This is a genomic window from Enterobacter sp. 118C5, from assembly GCF_034107645.1.
GTDB classification, from domain to species: domain Bacteria; phylum Pseudomonadota; class Gammaproteobacteria; order Enterobacterales; family Enterobacteriaceae; genus Enterobacter; species Enterobacter nematophilus.
The window spans coordinates 1-13711 of sequence record NZ_JAWNEU010000016.1 but is presented as its reverse complement, the minus strand read 5'-3'; the positions used below and the strand labels follow the sequence as shown (position 1 = coordinate 13711).

General features: G+C 54.1%; 13 protein-coding genes and 1 tRNA gene. 11 read left to right on the top strand and 3 right to left on the bottom strand.

Annotated features, from left to right (window positions below):
- Window positions 1-5 precede the first annotated feature (5 nt).
- From nqrE to nqrM, 3 genes are read left to right on the top strand one after another with little or no spacing between them, the layout of a single operon-like run.
- Window positions 6-602, top strand: a complete 597-nt coding sequence (gene nqrE, locus UTO39_RS19510) for an NADH:ubiquinone reductase (Na(+)-transporting) subunit E (protein ID WP_061099102.1) — start codon at window positions 6-8, stop codon at window positions 600-602.
- Between the two features lie 10 nt (window positions 603-612).
- Window positions 613-1836 carry an NADH:ubiquinone reductase (Na(+)-transporting) subunit F gene (nqrF, locus tag UTO39_RS19505; protein ID WP_045630674.1) on the top strand — a complete coding sequence of 408 codons (1224 nt, stop codon included), beginning with the start codon at window positions 613-615 and terminating at the stop codon, window positions 1834-1836.
- Between the two features lie 2 nt (window positions 1837-1838).
- The gene (gene nqrM, locus UTO39_RS19500) at window positions 1839-2039 is read left to right on the top strand and encodes a (Na+)-NQR maturation NqrM (protein WP_080328118.1); all 201 of its coding nucleotides are present in this window, start codon (window positions 1839-1841) and stop codon (window positions 2037-2039) included.
- A 30-nt stretch (window positions 2040-2069) separates the two neighbouring features.
- Here nqrM and UTO39_RS19495 read toward each other — a convergent pair whose 3' ends face one another.
- Window positions 2070-2930, bottom strand: coding sequence for a glycerophosphodiester phosphodiesterase family protein (locus UTO39_RS19495; RefSeq protein WP_253540846.1), 861 nt, complete (start codon window positions 2928-2930; stop codon window positions 2070-2072).
- 158 nt (window positions 2931-3088) lie between these two features.
- Here UTO39_RS19495 and dinB point away from each other — a divergent pair, with 158 nt between their 5' ends.
- Window positions 3089-4147 carry a DNA polymerase IV gene (dinB, locus tag UTO39_RS19490; protein WP_320727854.1) on the top strand — a complete coding sequence of 353 codons (1059 nt, stop codon included), beginning with the start codon at window positions 3089-3091 and terminating at the stop codon, window positions 4145-4147.
- Window positions 4148-4208: 61 nt separating this feature from the next.
- Here the strand turns inward: dinB and pepD are convergent, their stop codons facing one another.
- Window positions 4209-5666, bottom strand: a complete 1458-nt coding sequence (gene pepD / locus UTO39_RS19485; protein ID WP_320727853.1) for a cytosol nonspecific dipeptidase — start codon at window positions 5664-5666, stop codon at window positions 4209-4211.
- A 260-nt stretch (window positions 5667-5926) separates the two neighbouring features.
- Here pepD and gpt point away from each other — a divergent pair, with 260 nt between their 5' ends.
- The 3 genes from gpt (at window position 5927) to crl (ending at window position 8193) form a co-directional block, all read left to right on the top strand.
- Window positions 5927-6385: a xanthine phosphoribosyltransferase gene (gene gpt / locus UTO39_RS19480; protein WP_003863205.1), complete on the top strand. Its 459-nt coding sequence runs from the start codon at window positions 5927-5929 to the stop codon at window positions 6383-6385.
- Between the two features lie 104 nt (window positions 6386-6489).
- On the top strand, window positions 6490-7734 hold the full coding sequence (gene frsA, locus UTO39_RS19475; RefSeq protein ID WP_320727852.1) for an esterase FrsA: 1245 nt from the start codon (window positions 6490-6492) through the stop codon (window positions 7732-7734).
- A gap of 57 nt (window positions 7735-7791) precedes the next feature.
- Window positions 7792-8193 carry a sigma factor-binding protein Crl gene (crl, locus tag UTO39_RS19470; protein WP_008500249.1) on the top strand — a complete coding sequence of 134 codons (402 nt, stop codon included), beginning with the start codon at window positions 7792-7794 and terminating at the stop codon, window positions 8191-8193.
- A gap of 112 nt (window positions 8194-8305) precedes the next feature.
- Here crl and phoE read toward each other — a convergent pair whose 3' ends face one another.
- Window positions 8306-9358: a phosphoporin PhoE gene (gene phoE, locus UTO39_RS19465; RefSeq protein WP_061099098.1), complete on the bottom strand. Its 1053-nt coding sequence runs from the start codon at window positions 9356-9358 to the stop codon at window positions 8306-8308.
- A gap of 305 nt (window positions 9359-9663) precedes the next feature.
- Here phoE and proB point away from each other — a divergent pair, with 305 nt between their 5' ends.
- The 4 genes from proB (at window position 9664) to UTO39_RS19445 (ending at window position 13579) form a co-directional block, all read left to right on the top strand.
- Entirely contained in the window at window positions 9664-10767 is a 1104-nt protein-coding gene (gene proB, locus UTO39_RS19460) for a glutamate 5-kinase (protein WP_320727851.1), read from the top strand.
- Between the two features lie 11 nt (window positions 10768-10778).
- Window positions 10779-12032 carry a glutamate-5-semialdehyde dehydrogenase gene (proA, locus tag UTO39_RS19455; protein WP_320727850.1) on the top strand — a complete coding sequence of 418 codons (1254 nt, stop codon included), beginning with the start codon at window positions 10779-10781 and terminating at the stop codon, window positions 12030-12032.
- A gap of 111 nt (window positions 12033-12143) precedes the next feature.
- Window positions 12144-12219, top strand: a tRNA-Thr gene (locus UTO39_RS19450).
- A gap of 163 nt (window positions 12220-12382) precedes the next feature.
- Complete coding sequence (locus UTO39_RS19445; RefSeq protein WP_060659280.1) at window positions 12383-13579, top strand: phage integrase central domain-containing protein; 1197 nt, start codon at window positions 12383-12385, stop codon at window positions 13577-13579.
- Window positions 13580-13711 lie beyond the last annotated feature (132 nt).

Genomic DNA, 13711 nt, shown 5'->3' with positions numbered 1-13711 from the left:
CGACAATGGCTCATTACCTGAGTTTATTTGTGCGCGCGGTGTTTGTTGAAAACATGGCGCTCGCCTTCTTCCTGGGCATGTGTACGTTCCTTGCCGTTTCTAAAAAGGTCTCGACGGCATTTGGCCTGGGCGTGGCGGTTACCGTTGTGCTGGGGCTTTCGGTTCCGATTAACAACCTGGTGTTCAACTTTGTGCTGCGGGACAGCGCGCTGGTGGAGGGCGTTGATCTCAGCTTCCTTAACTTCATCACCTTCATCGGGGTGATTGCGGCGCTGGTACAAATCCTGGAGATGATCCTCGATAAGTATTTCCCGTCGCTGTACAACGCGCTGGGGATTTTCCTGCCGCTGATCGCGGTGAACTGCGCCATCTTTGGTGGCGTCTCGTTTATGGTGCAGCGTGATTACAACTTCAGTGAATCGGTGGTGTACGGCTTCGGTTCCGGTATCGGCTGGATGCTGGCGATTGTCACCATGGCGGGGATCCGTGAAAAAATGAAATATGCCAACGTGCCCGCTGGGCTGCGTGGCTTAGGGATCACCTTTATCACCACCGGCCTGATGGCGTTGGGCTTTATGTCCTTCTCCGGTGTGCAGCTATAAGGGCTAACAGATGGAAATTATTCTTGGCGTGGTGATGTTCACGCTGATAGTACTGGTGCTGTCAGGGCTGATTCTGGCGGCGCGCGCAAAGCTGGTTAATTCCGGGGATGTGATCATTGATATCAATGACGATCCGCAGAACCAGATCCGCACTCCGGCAGGGGACAAGCTGCTTAATACGCTCTCGGGCAACGGGATTTTTGTCTCATCAGCCTGCGGTGGAGGCGGCTCATGCGGGCAGTGCCGTGTGACGGTGAAAGAGGGGGGCGGAGATATTCTGCCAACTGAACTGTCGCATATCACGAAGCGTGAAGCGAAAGAGGGTTGCCGCCTGGCGTGCCAGGTCGCGGTGCGTCAGAACATGAAGATTGAGCTGCCGGAAGAGATCTTCGGCGTGAAAAAATGGGAGTGCGAGGTTATCTCGAACGATAACAAAGCTACGTTCATTAAAGAGCTTAAGCTGCGTGTCCCTGAAGGGGAGAGCGTGCCGTTCCGTGCAGGCGGGTATATCCAGATTGATTGTCCGGCGCACACCGTGGCGTATGCGGACTTCGACGTGCCCGATGAGTACCGGGCCGACTGGGATAAATTTAATCTCTTCCGCTTTGTTTCCGAGGTAAAAGAGCCCGCGCTTCGCGCCTATTCCATGGCTAACTACCCGGAAGAGAAGGGCATTATCATGCTCAACGTGCGTATCGCCACGCCGCCGCCAAACGTGCCTGACGCGCCGCCGGGCGTGATGTCGTCGTATATCTGGTCCCTTAAGCCAGGCGACAAGGTGACGATCTCCGGTCCGTTCGGTGAGTTCTTTGCTAAAGATACCGACGCGGAAATGGTCTTTATCGGCGGCGGTGCGGGTATGGCCCCGATGCGCTCGCACATCTTTGACCAGCTCAAGCGTCTCGGCAGCAAGCGTAAAATCAGCTTCTGGTACGGGGCGCGCTCGCTGCGCGAAATGTTTTACGATGATGAGTTTGAACAGCTGGCGCGTGAGAATCCGAACTTTACCTTCCACGTGGCGCTCTCCGATCCGCAGCCGGAAGATAACTGGACGGGCTATACGGGGTTCATTCACAACGTGCTGTATGAAAACTACCTCAAACAGCACCCGGCGCCGGAAGACTGCGAGTTCTATATGTGTGGTCCGCCAATGATGAACGCCGCCGTGATCAAGATGCTGAAAGATCTCGGCGTGGAAGATGAGAACATCCTCCTTGATGATTTTGGAGGCTGATTATGCTGACCTTTCTGGCAACCTTTGCGGTGTTTTTGCTGGTGATCTTCGGTATGTCTTTAGGCTGGATCATCAAGCGTAAAAGCATTCAGGGCAGCTGTGGAGGTATCTCTTCCATCGGAATGGAAAAGGTGTGCGACTGCCCGGAACCGTGCGATGCGCGTAAAAAGCGGATGGCTCGGGACCAGCAGAGGATCATCTAGAAAAAGGCCGCTTCTTGCGGCCTTTTTCATTTATTTCCAGCTTTTGGCTTTGGCTGGCGAGTCCACAAGAACCCCTTCGGCACCCAGTGTTTTCGCCTTCTGGTAATCCTCTTCAGAGTTCACGCCGATAAAAATCAGATGGGCATTGCCCTGAGAGCGGAAGCAATCAACGGCCTCTTTGTCCCACGTTAATATTGCAGGAGAGACACCTTCGCCTAAGGTGAATTTCTCAACCACCTCTACTTTTCGGTTTAACTCAAGCCCATACCAGTAATCGTCCATTTTTTGTGAAGGAGGCAGACATTCGTGGCTCAGCGAAATCGTGGCCAGACGCGTGCGGGTTTCGCTGCGTGTGACAAAGCGGGGGATTTCGGCAGGCAATGCTTCCATATAGCGATCTTCGGTTGAATAGACGCGAACCCGATTCAAGCTGTTGGTCTCTTTCAATACGTTAAGCAGCGCGTTGCTCATGGTCGCCGGATCGGCATCCGGCGATTTGATGTCAATGAAAAATCGCGTGTCTGGCCAGGCGCTCAGTACCGACTTCAGCGTCGGTATCGGGGAATTAAGCAGGTTTTCCGGCAGGCCCTTATCTTTCCACTTCATGCTGGCATCCGCCTTTGCCAGTTCTTCAGCGGTATACTGTGACACCTTCCCCTGCAGATTGGTTAACGCTTTCAGATCGGCTGGTCGATAGAGAACCGGTACGCCATCCCGACTTAGCTGCACGGTTATCCAGACGATATCTGCTTTGTTTTCGAGCGCGAGCTTAATGGCTGGCAGAGTGTTTTCAGGTGCATCCGCAGTGCCACCCCGATGAGCGATGATTTCTGGATTTGCTGATGCAGCACTCGCCAGAAACAGTAGCGAAATCGATAGAATTTTCTTCATGAATGATTACCCTCCATTAATTCCCTAAATATATGTATATAAAGGCTTTATTACGAATGTTTGTAACACATTTATATGACAGCCGTGAGTAAGGAAAATAGCTGACGCATTTTTTACCTTTTGTTATACTGTATATAAATACATGTGTGGTATGACCGATGCGCAAAATAATCCATGTCGATATGGACTGCTTTTTTGCCGCAGTGGAGATGCGTGACAACCCGGCGCTGCGGGATATTCCCATCGCCATTGGCGGCAGCCGCGTTCAGCGCGGTGTGATCAGCACCGCCAATTACCCTGCACGCAAATTTGGCGTGCGCAGCGCCATGCCGACGGCGATGGCGCTGAAACTGTGTCCGCACCTCACTCTTTTGCCCGGGCGCTTTGACGCCTATAAAGAAGCCTCAAACCATATTCGGGAAATTTTCTCCCGCTACACCTCACTGATTGAACCGCTTTCGCTGGACGAAGCCTATCTGGATGTCACCGATAGCCTGCACTGTCATGGCTCCGCTACCCTGATGGCGCAGGAGATCCGCCAGACCATTTTTAACGAGCTGAATCTCACCGCATCGGCAGGCGTCTCGCCGGTAAAATTTCTCGCCAAAATCGCTTCCGATTTAAATAAACCCAACGGCCAGTACGTCATCACCCCTGAAGAGGTCCCGGCGTTTTTAAAAACGCTGCCGCTTGGCAAAATTCCCGGCGTAGGTAAAGTCTCCGCCGCGAAGCTGGAAAGTATGGGGTTACGTACCTGCGAAGACGTGCAGCGAAGCGACCTGGCGATGCTGCTCAAGCGCTTTGGGAAGTTTGGCCGCGTGCTGTGGGAGCGCAGCCAGGGCATCGATGAGCGCAGCGTAAGCAGCGAACGGTTACGTAAATCGGTCGGGGTTGAGCGCACGCTGAGCGAAGACATCCATGACTGGTCGGAATGCGAAACCATTATTACGGAACAGCTCTATCCGGAGCTGGAACGACGCCTGATCAAAGTAAAGCCTGATTTACTGATTGCCCGACAGGGCATAAAACTGAAATTTAACGACTTTCAACAGACAACGCAGGAGCACGTCTGGCCGCGCCTGAACAAAGAAGATCTCATTGCAACGGCGAAAAAGGCGTGGGAAGAGCGGCGGGGCGGAAGGGGAGTTCGGCTTGTGGGACTGCATGTCACATTACTGGACCCGCAGTTAGAACGTCAGTTGGTTTTGGGATTGTAATAGCCCGGTGGCACCAGGTTGTTCACCCTCTCCCTTGAGGGAGAGGGCTGGGGTGAGGGTATTACTTCGCAGGAATCGCCTTCAGCAGTTCCGTCAGCAGCGTCCAGTAATGGCCGACGCTTTCGATATGAACCTGCTCATCCGGCGAGTGTGGACCGGTAATGGTTGGCCCGATGGAAACCATGTCCATGTCCGGATACGGCTTCTTGAACAAGCCACATTCCAGACCCGCGTGGATCACCTGGATGTTTGGGGTGCTGTTGAACAGACGCTGATAAGTTTCACGCACCAGCGCCATTACCGGAGAACTTGCATCCGGCTGCCAGCCCGGATAGCTGCCTTTTGCAGACGTTTTCGCGCCCGCCAGCGCACCCAGAGATTCCAGCATGCTTACTACATACTCTTTACCGCTGTCGATAAGGGAGCGGATCAGGCAGATAATTTCCGCGCTGTCGTCGCTCATGGTAACCACGCCCACGTTCAGAGAGGTTTCCACCACGCCTTTCGCCACGTCAGAGTTGCGAATAACGCCGTTTGGCGTCGCGTTCAGCAGCTGAACGAACGTATCACGAGACTGCGCGGTCAGCGCGGCTTTATCCGTAGACACGGATTCCAGCACCACGGTCAGGTTTTTCTCTTTCGCCGACAGTTCGTTTTTCAGGATATCCAGGTAGACGCTGGAGAGCTTTTTCAGCTCGTCCGCTTTCGCCGCTGGCACCGCCACGGTGGCAAAGGCTTCGCGTGGGATCGCGTTGCGCAGGGTGCCGCCGTTGAAGTCCACCAGACGCAGGTCCAGCTCGGCCGCGTGGCCCGCCAGGAAGCGCGCCAGCAGTTTGTTGGCGTTACCCAGGCCCAGATGAATATCACCGCCGGAGTGACCGCCTTTCAGCCCTTTCAGCGTCAGCTTGAAGGTCTGGAAGCCCGCAGGAATCGCTTCGCGGGACAGCGGCAGGGTGGAGATAAAATCAATCCCACCCGCGCAGCCCATGTAGATCTCACCTTCTTCTTCGGAGTCGGTGTTAATCAGGATATCTGCCTGCAGCCAGTTCGCCTGCAGGCCGAACGCGCCGTCCATGCCCGCTTCTTCGGTCATGGTCAGCAGCACTTCCAGCGGGCCATGCTCAACGCTGTCGTCTGCCAGCACCGCCAGCGCAGAGGCCATACCGATGCCGTTGTCCGCGCCCAGGGTGGTGCCGCGCGCTTTTACCCAGTCGCCGTCGATGTAAGGCTGGATTGGGTCTTTAGTGAAGTCGTGAACGGTGTCGTTGTTTTTCTGTGGCACCATGTCCAGGTGCGCCTGCAGCACAACCGGTTTACGGCTTTCCATGCCTGCGGTAGCCGGTTTGCGGATCAGAATGTTGCCAACCTGGTCGCGCTCAGCGTGCAGGCCTTTTTCCTTCGCCCAACCCATAATATGTTCGGCAAGCTGTTCTTCATGGTAGGAAGGGTGTGGAATGGAGCAAATTTTGGCAAAAATATCCCACAGCGGCTGCGGAGATAATTGAGACAGTTCAGACACGATAAGTCTCCTTGTCGAGGCGCTGCAAACAGGGTTGCAGGCCACAGGGTTAGCAGGTTAATAGTTACCACAAGACGGGCTTGCGAGATGCAACTGAGAATACCACTTTCTCTGCTGGCTGGTAGCATAAAGCATGTAAAAACTCAGGCAGGGAGCGCTAAACACTGGTTTTTAGTGCGCCAGATCTCTATAATCTCGCGCAACCTATTTCCCCCTCGAACACTTTTTAAGCCGTATAAAAACAGGCTGGGACACTTCACATGAGCGAAAAATACGTCGTCACCTGGGACATGTTGCAGATTCACGCACGCAAACTGGCTGCGCGTCTGATGCCTTCCGAACAGTGGAAAGGCATTATTGCCGTCAGCCGTGGCGGTCTGGTACCGGGGGCGCTGCTGGCACGCGAGCTGGGTATTCGTCATGTCGATACCGTCTGCATCTCCAGCTATGACCATGACAACCAGCGTGAGCTGAAAGTGCTGAAACGCGCTGAAGGCGACGGTGAAGGCTTCATCGTTATCGACGATCTGGTGGACACCGGCGGTACTGCGGTCGCTATTCGCGAAATGTATCCAAAAGCGCACTTCGTGACGATCTTCGCTAAGCCAGCGGGTCGCCCACTGGTTGACGATTACGTCATTGATATCCCGCAGGATACCTGGATTGAACAGCCGTGGGATATGGGCGTGGTCTTCGTACCGCCTATTTCAGGCCGTTAATTTCAGTACGTAACTTTACACGCCCGGCTATGCCGGGCGTTGTTCTTTTTATCCCGCCACGCGTTACAATGGGCACTATATGACGTATCCATGGAGGCAACGCAATGACGCAGGCGAATCTCACCGAGACTCTCTTCAAACCCCGTTTCAAACACCCTGAAACGTCGACGCTGGTCCGTCGGTTTAATCCGGGTACCATGCCTGCCGTCCAGTCTGCGTTAGACGGTAAAAACGTGCCCCACTGGTATCGCATGATTAACCGCCTGATGTGGATCTGGCGCGGTATAGACCCCCGTGAAATTCTCGACGTGCAGGCGCGTATCGTGATGAGCGAGTCGGAGCGTACCGACAGCGAGCTCTACGACACGGTGGTGGGCTACCGGGGCGGGAACTGGATCTACGAATGGTCTAAACAGGCGATGCTCTGGCAGCAAAAAGCCAGCCAGGAGGAGGATGCCACGCGAAGCGGCAAGCACTGGCTGCATGCGGCCAACCTCTACGCCATCGCCGCCTATCCGCATTTGAAAGGGGATGAGCTGGCCGAGCAGGCTCAGGCGCTGGCAAATCGTGCCTATGAGGAGGCGGCTCAACGCCTGCCGGGTCAGATGCGCGAGCTTGAGTTCGCCGTTCCGGGCGGTGCGCCCGTCACCGGGTTCCTGCACATGCCTGAAGGCGACGGCCCGTTCCCGACCGTGCTCATGTGCGGCGGGCTGGATTCCCTGCAAATCGACTATTACAGCCTGTATGAGCGCTACTTCGCACCAAAAGGGATCGCGATGCTGACGCTCGATATGCCTTCTATTGGGTTCTCGTCGAAGTGGAAGTTAACGCAGGATTCGAGCCTGCTGCACCAGCATGCGCTTAAAGCGCTGGAAAATGTTCCGTGGGTTGACCACACCCGCGTCGCCGCATTTGGCTTCCGTTTTGGGGCGAACGTCGCTGTGCGTCTGGCTTACCTTGAATCTTCACGTCTGAAAGCTGTCGCCTGTCTGGGGCCGGTGGTTCATGCCCTGCTCAGCGATCCTGTCCGTCAGGGGAGCGTGCCGGAGATGTATCTGGACGTCCTTGCCAGCCGCCTTGGCATGCATGATGCCTCAGACGAAGCGCTGCGCGTTGAACTCAATCGTTACTCGTTAAAAACGCAAGGGTTGCTTGGACGCCGCTGCCCGACGCCGATGCTTTCCGGTTTCTGGAAAAACGATCCGTTCAGCCCGGAGGAAGAGTCGCGCTTAATCACTTCGTCATCTGCGGATGGCAAATTGCTTGAGGTGCCGTTCAGCCCGGTGTATCAGAATTTTGACAAAGCCTTGAAAGAGATCACGCGCTGGATCGCCCAGAGAGTGTGTTAATAGATTGCTAAATTTCGCTGGTTTGGTAAAACAGTGGCTTCACAAAAGGAGATCGCAATGACGTTACCGAGTGGACACCCGAAAAGTAGGCTGATTAAGAAATTTATGGCTCTTGGCCCGTATATTCGAGAAGAGCAGTGTGAAGAGAATCGCTTTTTTTTCGACTGCCTGGCTGTTTGCGTCAACGTGAAGCCTGCACCCGAAAAACGTGAATTCTGGGGCTGGTGGATGGAAATGGAAGCAGAGGAGAAACGTTTTACGTATAGCTACCAGTTTGGCCTGTTTAACAAAGACGGCAACTGGCAGGCCACTACCATCAAAGATCAGGAAGTGATCGATCGCCTGGAATATACCCTGAAAGAGTTCCACGACAAAGCGAGCGCGCTGCTGGCCACTCTGGACCTTAAGTTCGAGCCAGCGGATGACTTTTCCAGCGAAGCGGTGAAGCTGACCGCGTAATGGTCTTCTCCCTCTCCTGTGGGAGAGGGCCGGGGTGAGGGCAGCAGACTGCATTTATCCTGGGCAAAAAAAATCCCGGCTTATCTGCCGGGATTTTCTTATTTGGATAATCTTAGAACTGATACGTCACACCCAGCGCAACGATATCATCGCTGCTCACGCCCAGTTTATTATCGTCGTCAATCTGGTTGATTTTATAATCAACAAACGCGGACATGTTTTTGTTGAAGTAATACGTGGCGCCCACGTCAATGTATTTCACGATATCTTCGTCGCCAATGCCTTCGATATCTTTACCTTTGGACTGTACATAACCCACGGATGGGCGCAGACCAAAGTCAAACTGATATTGTGCAACCACTTCGAAGTTTTGCGCTTTATTAGCAAAACCACCTGAGATAGGGGCCATATTGCGGGTTTCAGAATAAATAGTGGCCAGGTAAATATCGTTGCCGTCATATTTCAGACCGGTTGCCCAGCCCTCGGCTTTTTTACCTTCACCGCGCGCCAGTAGGTTCTGCTCGTTGGTGCGATCGGAGCTAGCATAAGCACCAATGACGGAGAAATCGCTGCCGCCAAAGTCATAGGCCAGAGACGTACCAAAGCCGTCACCGTTCTGCTTTTTCACGTCGCGGTTTTCGTTTTTGCCCTGATATTGCAGGGTCATATCAAGACCGTCTACCATGCCGAAGAAGTCGGTATTGCGGTAGGTGGCCAGTCCGGAGGCACGTTTCGTCATGAAGTTGTCGGTCTGTGCCAGGCCGTCACCGCCGAACTCAGGGAACATATCGGTGTATGCCGCGACGTCATAAAGCGCACCCAGGTTACGACCGTAATCCAGAGAGCCAAAGTCTTTCAGCTTCAGACCAGCAAATGCCAGACGTGTTTTCTGCGAGGAGTCGCTCTCCGCTTTGTTACCTGCAAATTCTGCTTCCCAACGGCCGTAGCCCGTCAGCTGATCGTTAATCTGGGTTTCGCCTTTAAAACCGAAACGAACGTAAGTCTGGTCACCATCTTTGGTGTCATCATCACTGATATAGTGCATAGCTTTCACTTTGCCGTACACGTCCAGTTTATTACCGTTTTTATTATAAACTTCTGCTGCGTGAACAGATGCGGAAGCCACCACGCCCATAACCACTAATGCCAGAGTGCTCTTTTTCATTTTCGATCCTGTCTTATAAACGCGCTTTAAAAATTCGCTGGACGATAAGCTGATGCTTAAGTCCCGTGAAAAAACAGGAAGGGTTTTATCGTTCTGGAATGAAACTTTTATGACAAACTAAGAATAATTTTAAAAAACTGTGATTTATTATTACGGTAATAAATTTGTCAAATTCTGCCGCTACGCTTCCTGATCCCGCGCAACAAAGTGCCTGGTGATGCACTAAGGCAGTTGGCAACCGGGCTGACTCCTGTTAAAACGTTCGTTCGACATTACTTTCCCTTATCGTTGAACGGCAGAGAATCATGAGTGACAGCCAGACGCTGGTGGTAAAACTCGGTACCAGTGTGTTAACAGGCGGATCGCGCCGCCTAAATCGCGCCCACATTGTTGAGCTTGTACGTCAGTGCGCTCAGCTGCATGCCGCAGGGCACCGTATTGTGATTGTGACCTCCGGGGCAATTGCCGCCGGGCGTGAACACCTGGGCTACCCCGAACTCCCCGCGACGATCGCCTCTAAACAGCTGCTGGCCGCCGTGGGACAAAGCCGACTCATTCAACTCTGGGAACAGCTGTTCTCCATCTACGGTATTCACGTTGGGCAGATGCTGCTGACGCGTGCGGATATGGAAGACCGGGAGCGCTTCCTGAACGCGCGCGATACCCTTCGCGCGCTGCTGGACAACAATATTGTTCCCGTTATTAACGAAAACGATGCCGTTGCCACCGCTGAAATCAAAGTGGGCGATAACGATAACCTTTCTGCGCTGGCCGCGATTCTGGCCGGTGCCGATAAATTGCTGCTGCTGACCGATCAGCAGGGACTCTTTACCGCCGACCCGCGCTCCAACCCGGAAGCCGAACTGATTGCCGACGTTCACGGCATCGACGATGCCCTGCGCGCCATCGCCGGTGACAGCGTTTCAGGCCTGGGGACGGGTGGCATGGGCACTAAGCTTCAGGCCGCTGACGTGGCCTGCCGTGCCGGGATCGACACCATTATCGCGGCGGGCAGCCGCCCTGGCGTGATTGGCGACGTGATGGAAGGCGTCTCCGTCGGCACCCGCTTCCACGCCCAGGAATCCCCGCTGGAAAACCGCAAGCGCTGGATCTTTGGTGCACCGCCTGCCGGTGAACTCACCGTTGATGAAGGCGCGACGGCGGCGATTCTGGAACGCGGGAGTTCATTGCTTCCTAAAGGAATTAAAAGCGTGACAGGCAACTTCTCCCGTGGTGAAGTGATCCGCATCCGTAACCTTGAAGGTCGCGACATCGCCCACGGCGTAAGCCGCTATAACAGCGATGCCCTGCGCCGCATTGCGGGCCACCACTCGCAGCAGATCGACGCCATTCTGGGCTATGAATACGGCCCGGTTGCCGTGCATCGCGATGACATGATTATTCGTTAAGGAGCCAGAACATGCTGGAACAAATGGGCGCAGCCGCGAAGGCCGCCTCTTACAAACTGGCGCTCCTTTCCAGCCGCGAGAAAAACCGCGTGCTGGAAAAAATCGCTGATTATCTGGAAGCACAGTCTCAGGATATTTTGCTGGCCAACGAGCAGGATCTCCTGGAAGCGCGTCGAAACGGCCTGAGCGAAGCGATGCTCGACCGCCTGGCCCTGACCCCGGAACGCCTGAAAGGCATCGCCGACGATGTCCGTCAGGTTTGTAATCTGGCCGACCCGGTAGGGCAGGTGATTGACGGTGGGCTGCTCGACAGCGGTTTGCGTCTGGAGCGTCGCCGCGTGCCGCTCGGCGTCATCGGCGTGATTTACGAAGCCCGACCAAACGTGACGGTCGACGTCGCTTCCCTGTGCCTGAAAACCGGTAACGCCGCCATTCTGCGCGGCGGGAAAGAGACCTGGCGCACCAACGCCGCGACGGTGAAAGTCATCCAGCAGGCGCTGGAAGAGTGCGGCTTGCCGGCGGGGGCCGTGCAGGCGATTGAGAGTCCTGACCGTGTTCTGGTCAACGAGATGCTGCGCATGGACAAATACATCGACATGCTGATCCCACGCGGTGGCGCGGGCCTGCACAAGCTGTGCCGCGAGCAGTCTACCATTCCGGTCATCACGGGCGGTATCGGCGTATGCCATATCGTGGTGGACGACAGCGCCGAAATTGAGCCAGCGCTGAAGATTATCGTCAACGCGAAAACCCAGCGTCCAAGCACCTGTAACACCGTGGAAACGCTGCTGGTGCACCAGGGGATTGCGAGCGCCTTCCTGCCTGCTCTGAGCAAGCAGATGGCGGAGAGCGGGGTGACGCTGCACGCTGATGCCAGCGCCCTCGCGCTGCTCCAGGGTGGCCCGGCTAACGTGGTTCCCGTAAAAGCGGAGCAGTACGACGACGAGTTCCTGTCGCTGGATCTGAACGTGAAAATGGTTGCGGATCTCGACGACGCCATTGCGCACATTCGTGAACACGGCACGCAGCACTCTGACGCCATCCTGACGCGCACGCTGCGCAATGCCGATCGCTTCGTGAACGAAGTGGATTCCTCCGCGGTATATGTGAACGCCTCTACCCGCTTCACCGACGGCGCCCAGTTCGGACTAGGTGCAGAAGTGGCGGTCAGCACGCAAAAACTGCACGCGCGCGGTCCGATGGGCCTTGAAGCGCTGACCACCTACAAGTGGATCGGCTTCGGTGACGATACGATTCGTGCGTAAATAATCACGGGTGATGCAAAAATAGCCGTTTGATTCAAAAGGGCATTGACGCATCACCCGGATAGATCTAACCTTTTGCCCCGTGGTTACATTCGTAACCGGCCTCTCAGGGCCGATATAGCTCAGTTGGTAGAGCAGCGCATTCGTAATGCGAAGGTCGTAGGTTCGACTCCTATTATCGGCACCATTTCAAACTCTTCCCAAGTCTATCGAAATCAACTAAAAGCCCGTATACTGCGGTTTATAGCCCGTATTTTATCTCCTGTTATCAACTGGACTCAACCGGAATCAAGTTACAGTTGGGGGCATAAGTGGGGGCATTCTGTGTTCGGTCCAGGGAGATGCCCCCAATGAAGCTAAATGCGCGACAGGTAGATGCAGCTAAACCCAGAGAGAAAGCCTATAAGCTGGCAGATGGCGCTGGTTTGTATCTTGAAGTCGTTCCCTCTGGTTCTCGATACTGGCGAATGAAATATCGCTTCAATGGAAAAGAGAAGCGTATGGCTTTTGGCGTTTATCCGGCAGTGTCCCTTGCTCAAGCGAGGGCACTACGCGATGAAGCCAAGAAAAAGCTGGCCGAGGGTATCGATCCATCGTTTGCCAAGAAAGAAGAAAAGCTGGTTCGTGATGTGCAGCTCAATAATACGTTCCAGTCTGTGGCGCTTGAGTGGCACGGTACGAAGGTGAGCAGATGGTCAGAAGGGTATGCATCGGACATTATCGAAGCTTTAAATAAAGATATTTTTCCCTATATCGGTCAGCAGCCAGTCAATGAAATTAAGCCTCTTGTTCTGTTGAATGTACTGCGTCGAATGGAAAGCCGTGGTGCGACAGAGAAGGCCAAGAAAGTTCGCCAGCGCTGCAGCGAAGTCTTTCGCTACGCCATAGTTACCGGTCGTGCGGAATACAATCCGGCTGCGGATCTAACCAGCGCGATGTCAGGGCATGAATCGAAGCATTATCCCTTCCTTACCGTTGAGGAGTTACCAGATTTCTTTAAAGCTCTTTCTGGCTATACAGGCAGCCCGCTGGTTGTTCTTGCCGCACGTTTGCTGATCCTTACGGGGGTTCGCACCGGTGAGCTTCGAGGTGCTTTCTGGAGTGAGTTTGATCTTGAAAAAGCGGTGTGGGAAATACCTGCAGAGCGCATGAAGATGAAACGGCCTCACCTGGTGCCCCTCTCTACCCAAGCGCTGGAGATCGTACAGCAGCTCAAAGTGATGTCTGGGCAATATCCTCTGGTGTTTCCTGGGAGGAATGATCCCCGCAAAACAATGAGCGAAGCGAGTATTAATCAGGTGTTTAAGCGGATTGGGTACACGGGGAAGGTAACGGGGCATGGTTTCCGCCACACGATGAGTACGATTTTGCATGAGGAAGGGTTCAATACCGCATGGATTGAAACCCAGCTTGCGCATGTCGATAAGAATGCGATTCGCGGGACGTACAACCATGCGCTGTATTTGGAAGGCAGGAGAGAGATGATGCAGTGGTATGCGGATTATATTGATAAAGTTGGAAGGGTTGCTCTCAGGAGTGCTTCATAATTAGATTTCTCTAAGCCTAACTGGATCGTTAGGAATACAGGAAAACTATACTATTATTGCTCCTCCATAATGGAGGGGCTGAAAATAATAATTATTTTTATTATGAATCACACTCAAGTTGATTATTAACTA

Bases quoted from the DNA above. Each gene is read 5' to 3' on its own strand.
- nqrE (WP_061099102.1), top strand. From the start codon at position 6: ATGGCTCATTACCTGAGTTTATTTGTGCGCGCGGTGTTTGTTGAAAAC.
- nqrF (WP_045630674.1), top strand. From the start codon at position 613: ATGGAAATTATTCTTGGCGTGGTGATGTTCACGCTGATAGTACTGGTG.
- nqrM (WP_080328118.1), top strand. From the start codon at position 1,839: ATGCTGACCTTTCTGGCAACCTTTGCGGTGTTTTTGCTGGTGATCTTC.
- UTO39_RS19495 (WP_253540846.1), bottom strand. From the start codon at position 2,930: ATGAAGAAAATTCTATCGATTTCGCTACTGTTTCTGGCGAGTGCTGCA.
- dinB (WP_320727854.1), top strand. From the start codon at position 3,089: ATGCGCAAAATAATCCATGTCGATATGGACTGCTTTTTTGCCGCAGTG.
- gpt (WP_003863205.1), top strand. From the start codon at position 5,927: ATGAGCGAAAAATACGTCGTCACCTGGGACATGTTGCAGATTCACGCA.
- frsA (WP_320727852.1), top strand. From the start codon at position 6,490: ATGACGCAGGCGAATCTCACCGAGACTCTCTTCAAACCCCGTTTCAAA.
- crl (WP_008500249.1), top strand. From the start codon at position 7,792: ATGACGTTACCGAGTGGACACCCGAAAAGTAGGCTGATTAAGAAATTT.
- phoE (WP_061099098.1), bottom strand. From the start codon at position 9,358: ATGAAAAAGAGCACTCTGGCATTAGTGGTTATGGGCGTGGTGGCTTCC.
- proB (WP_320727851.1), top strand. From the start codon at position 9,664: ATGAGTGACAGCCAGACGCTGGTGGTAAAACTCGGTACCAGTGTGTTA.
- proA (WP_320727850.1), top strand. From the start codon at position 10,779: ATGCTGGAACAAATGGGCGCAGCCGCGAAGGCCGCCTCTTACAAACTG.
- UTO39_RS19445 (WP_060659280.1), top strand. From the start codon at position 12,383: ATGAAGCTAAATGCGCGACAGGTAGATGCAGCTAAACCCAGAGAGAAA.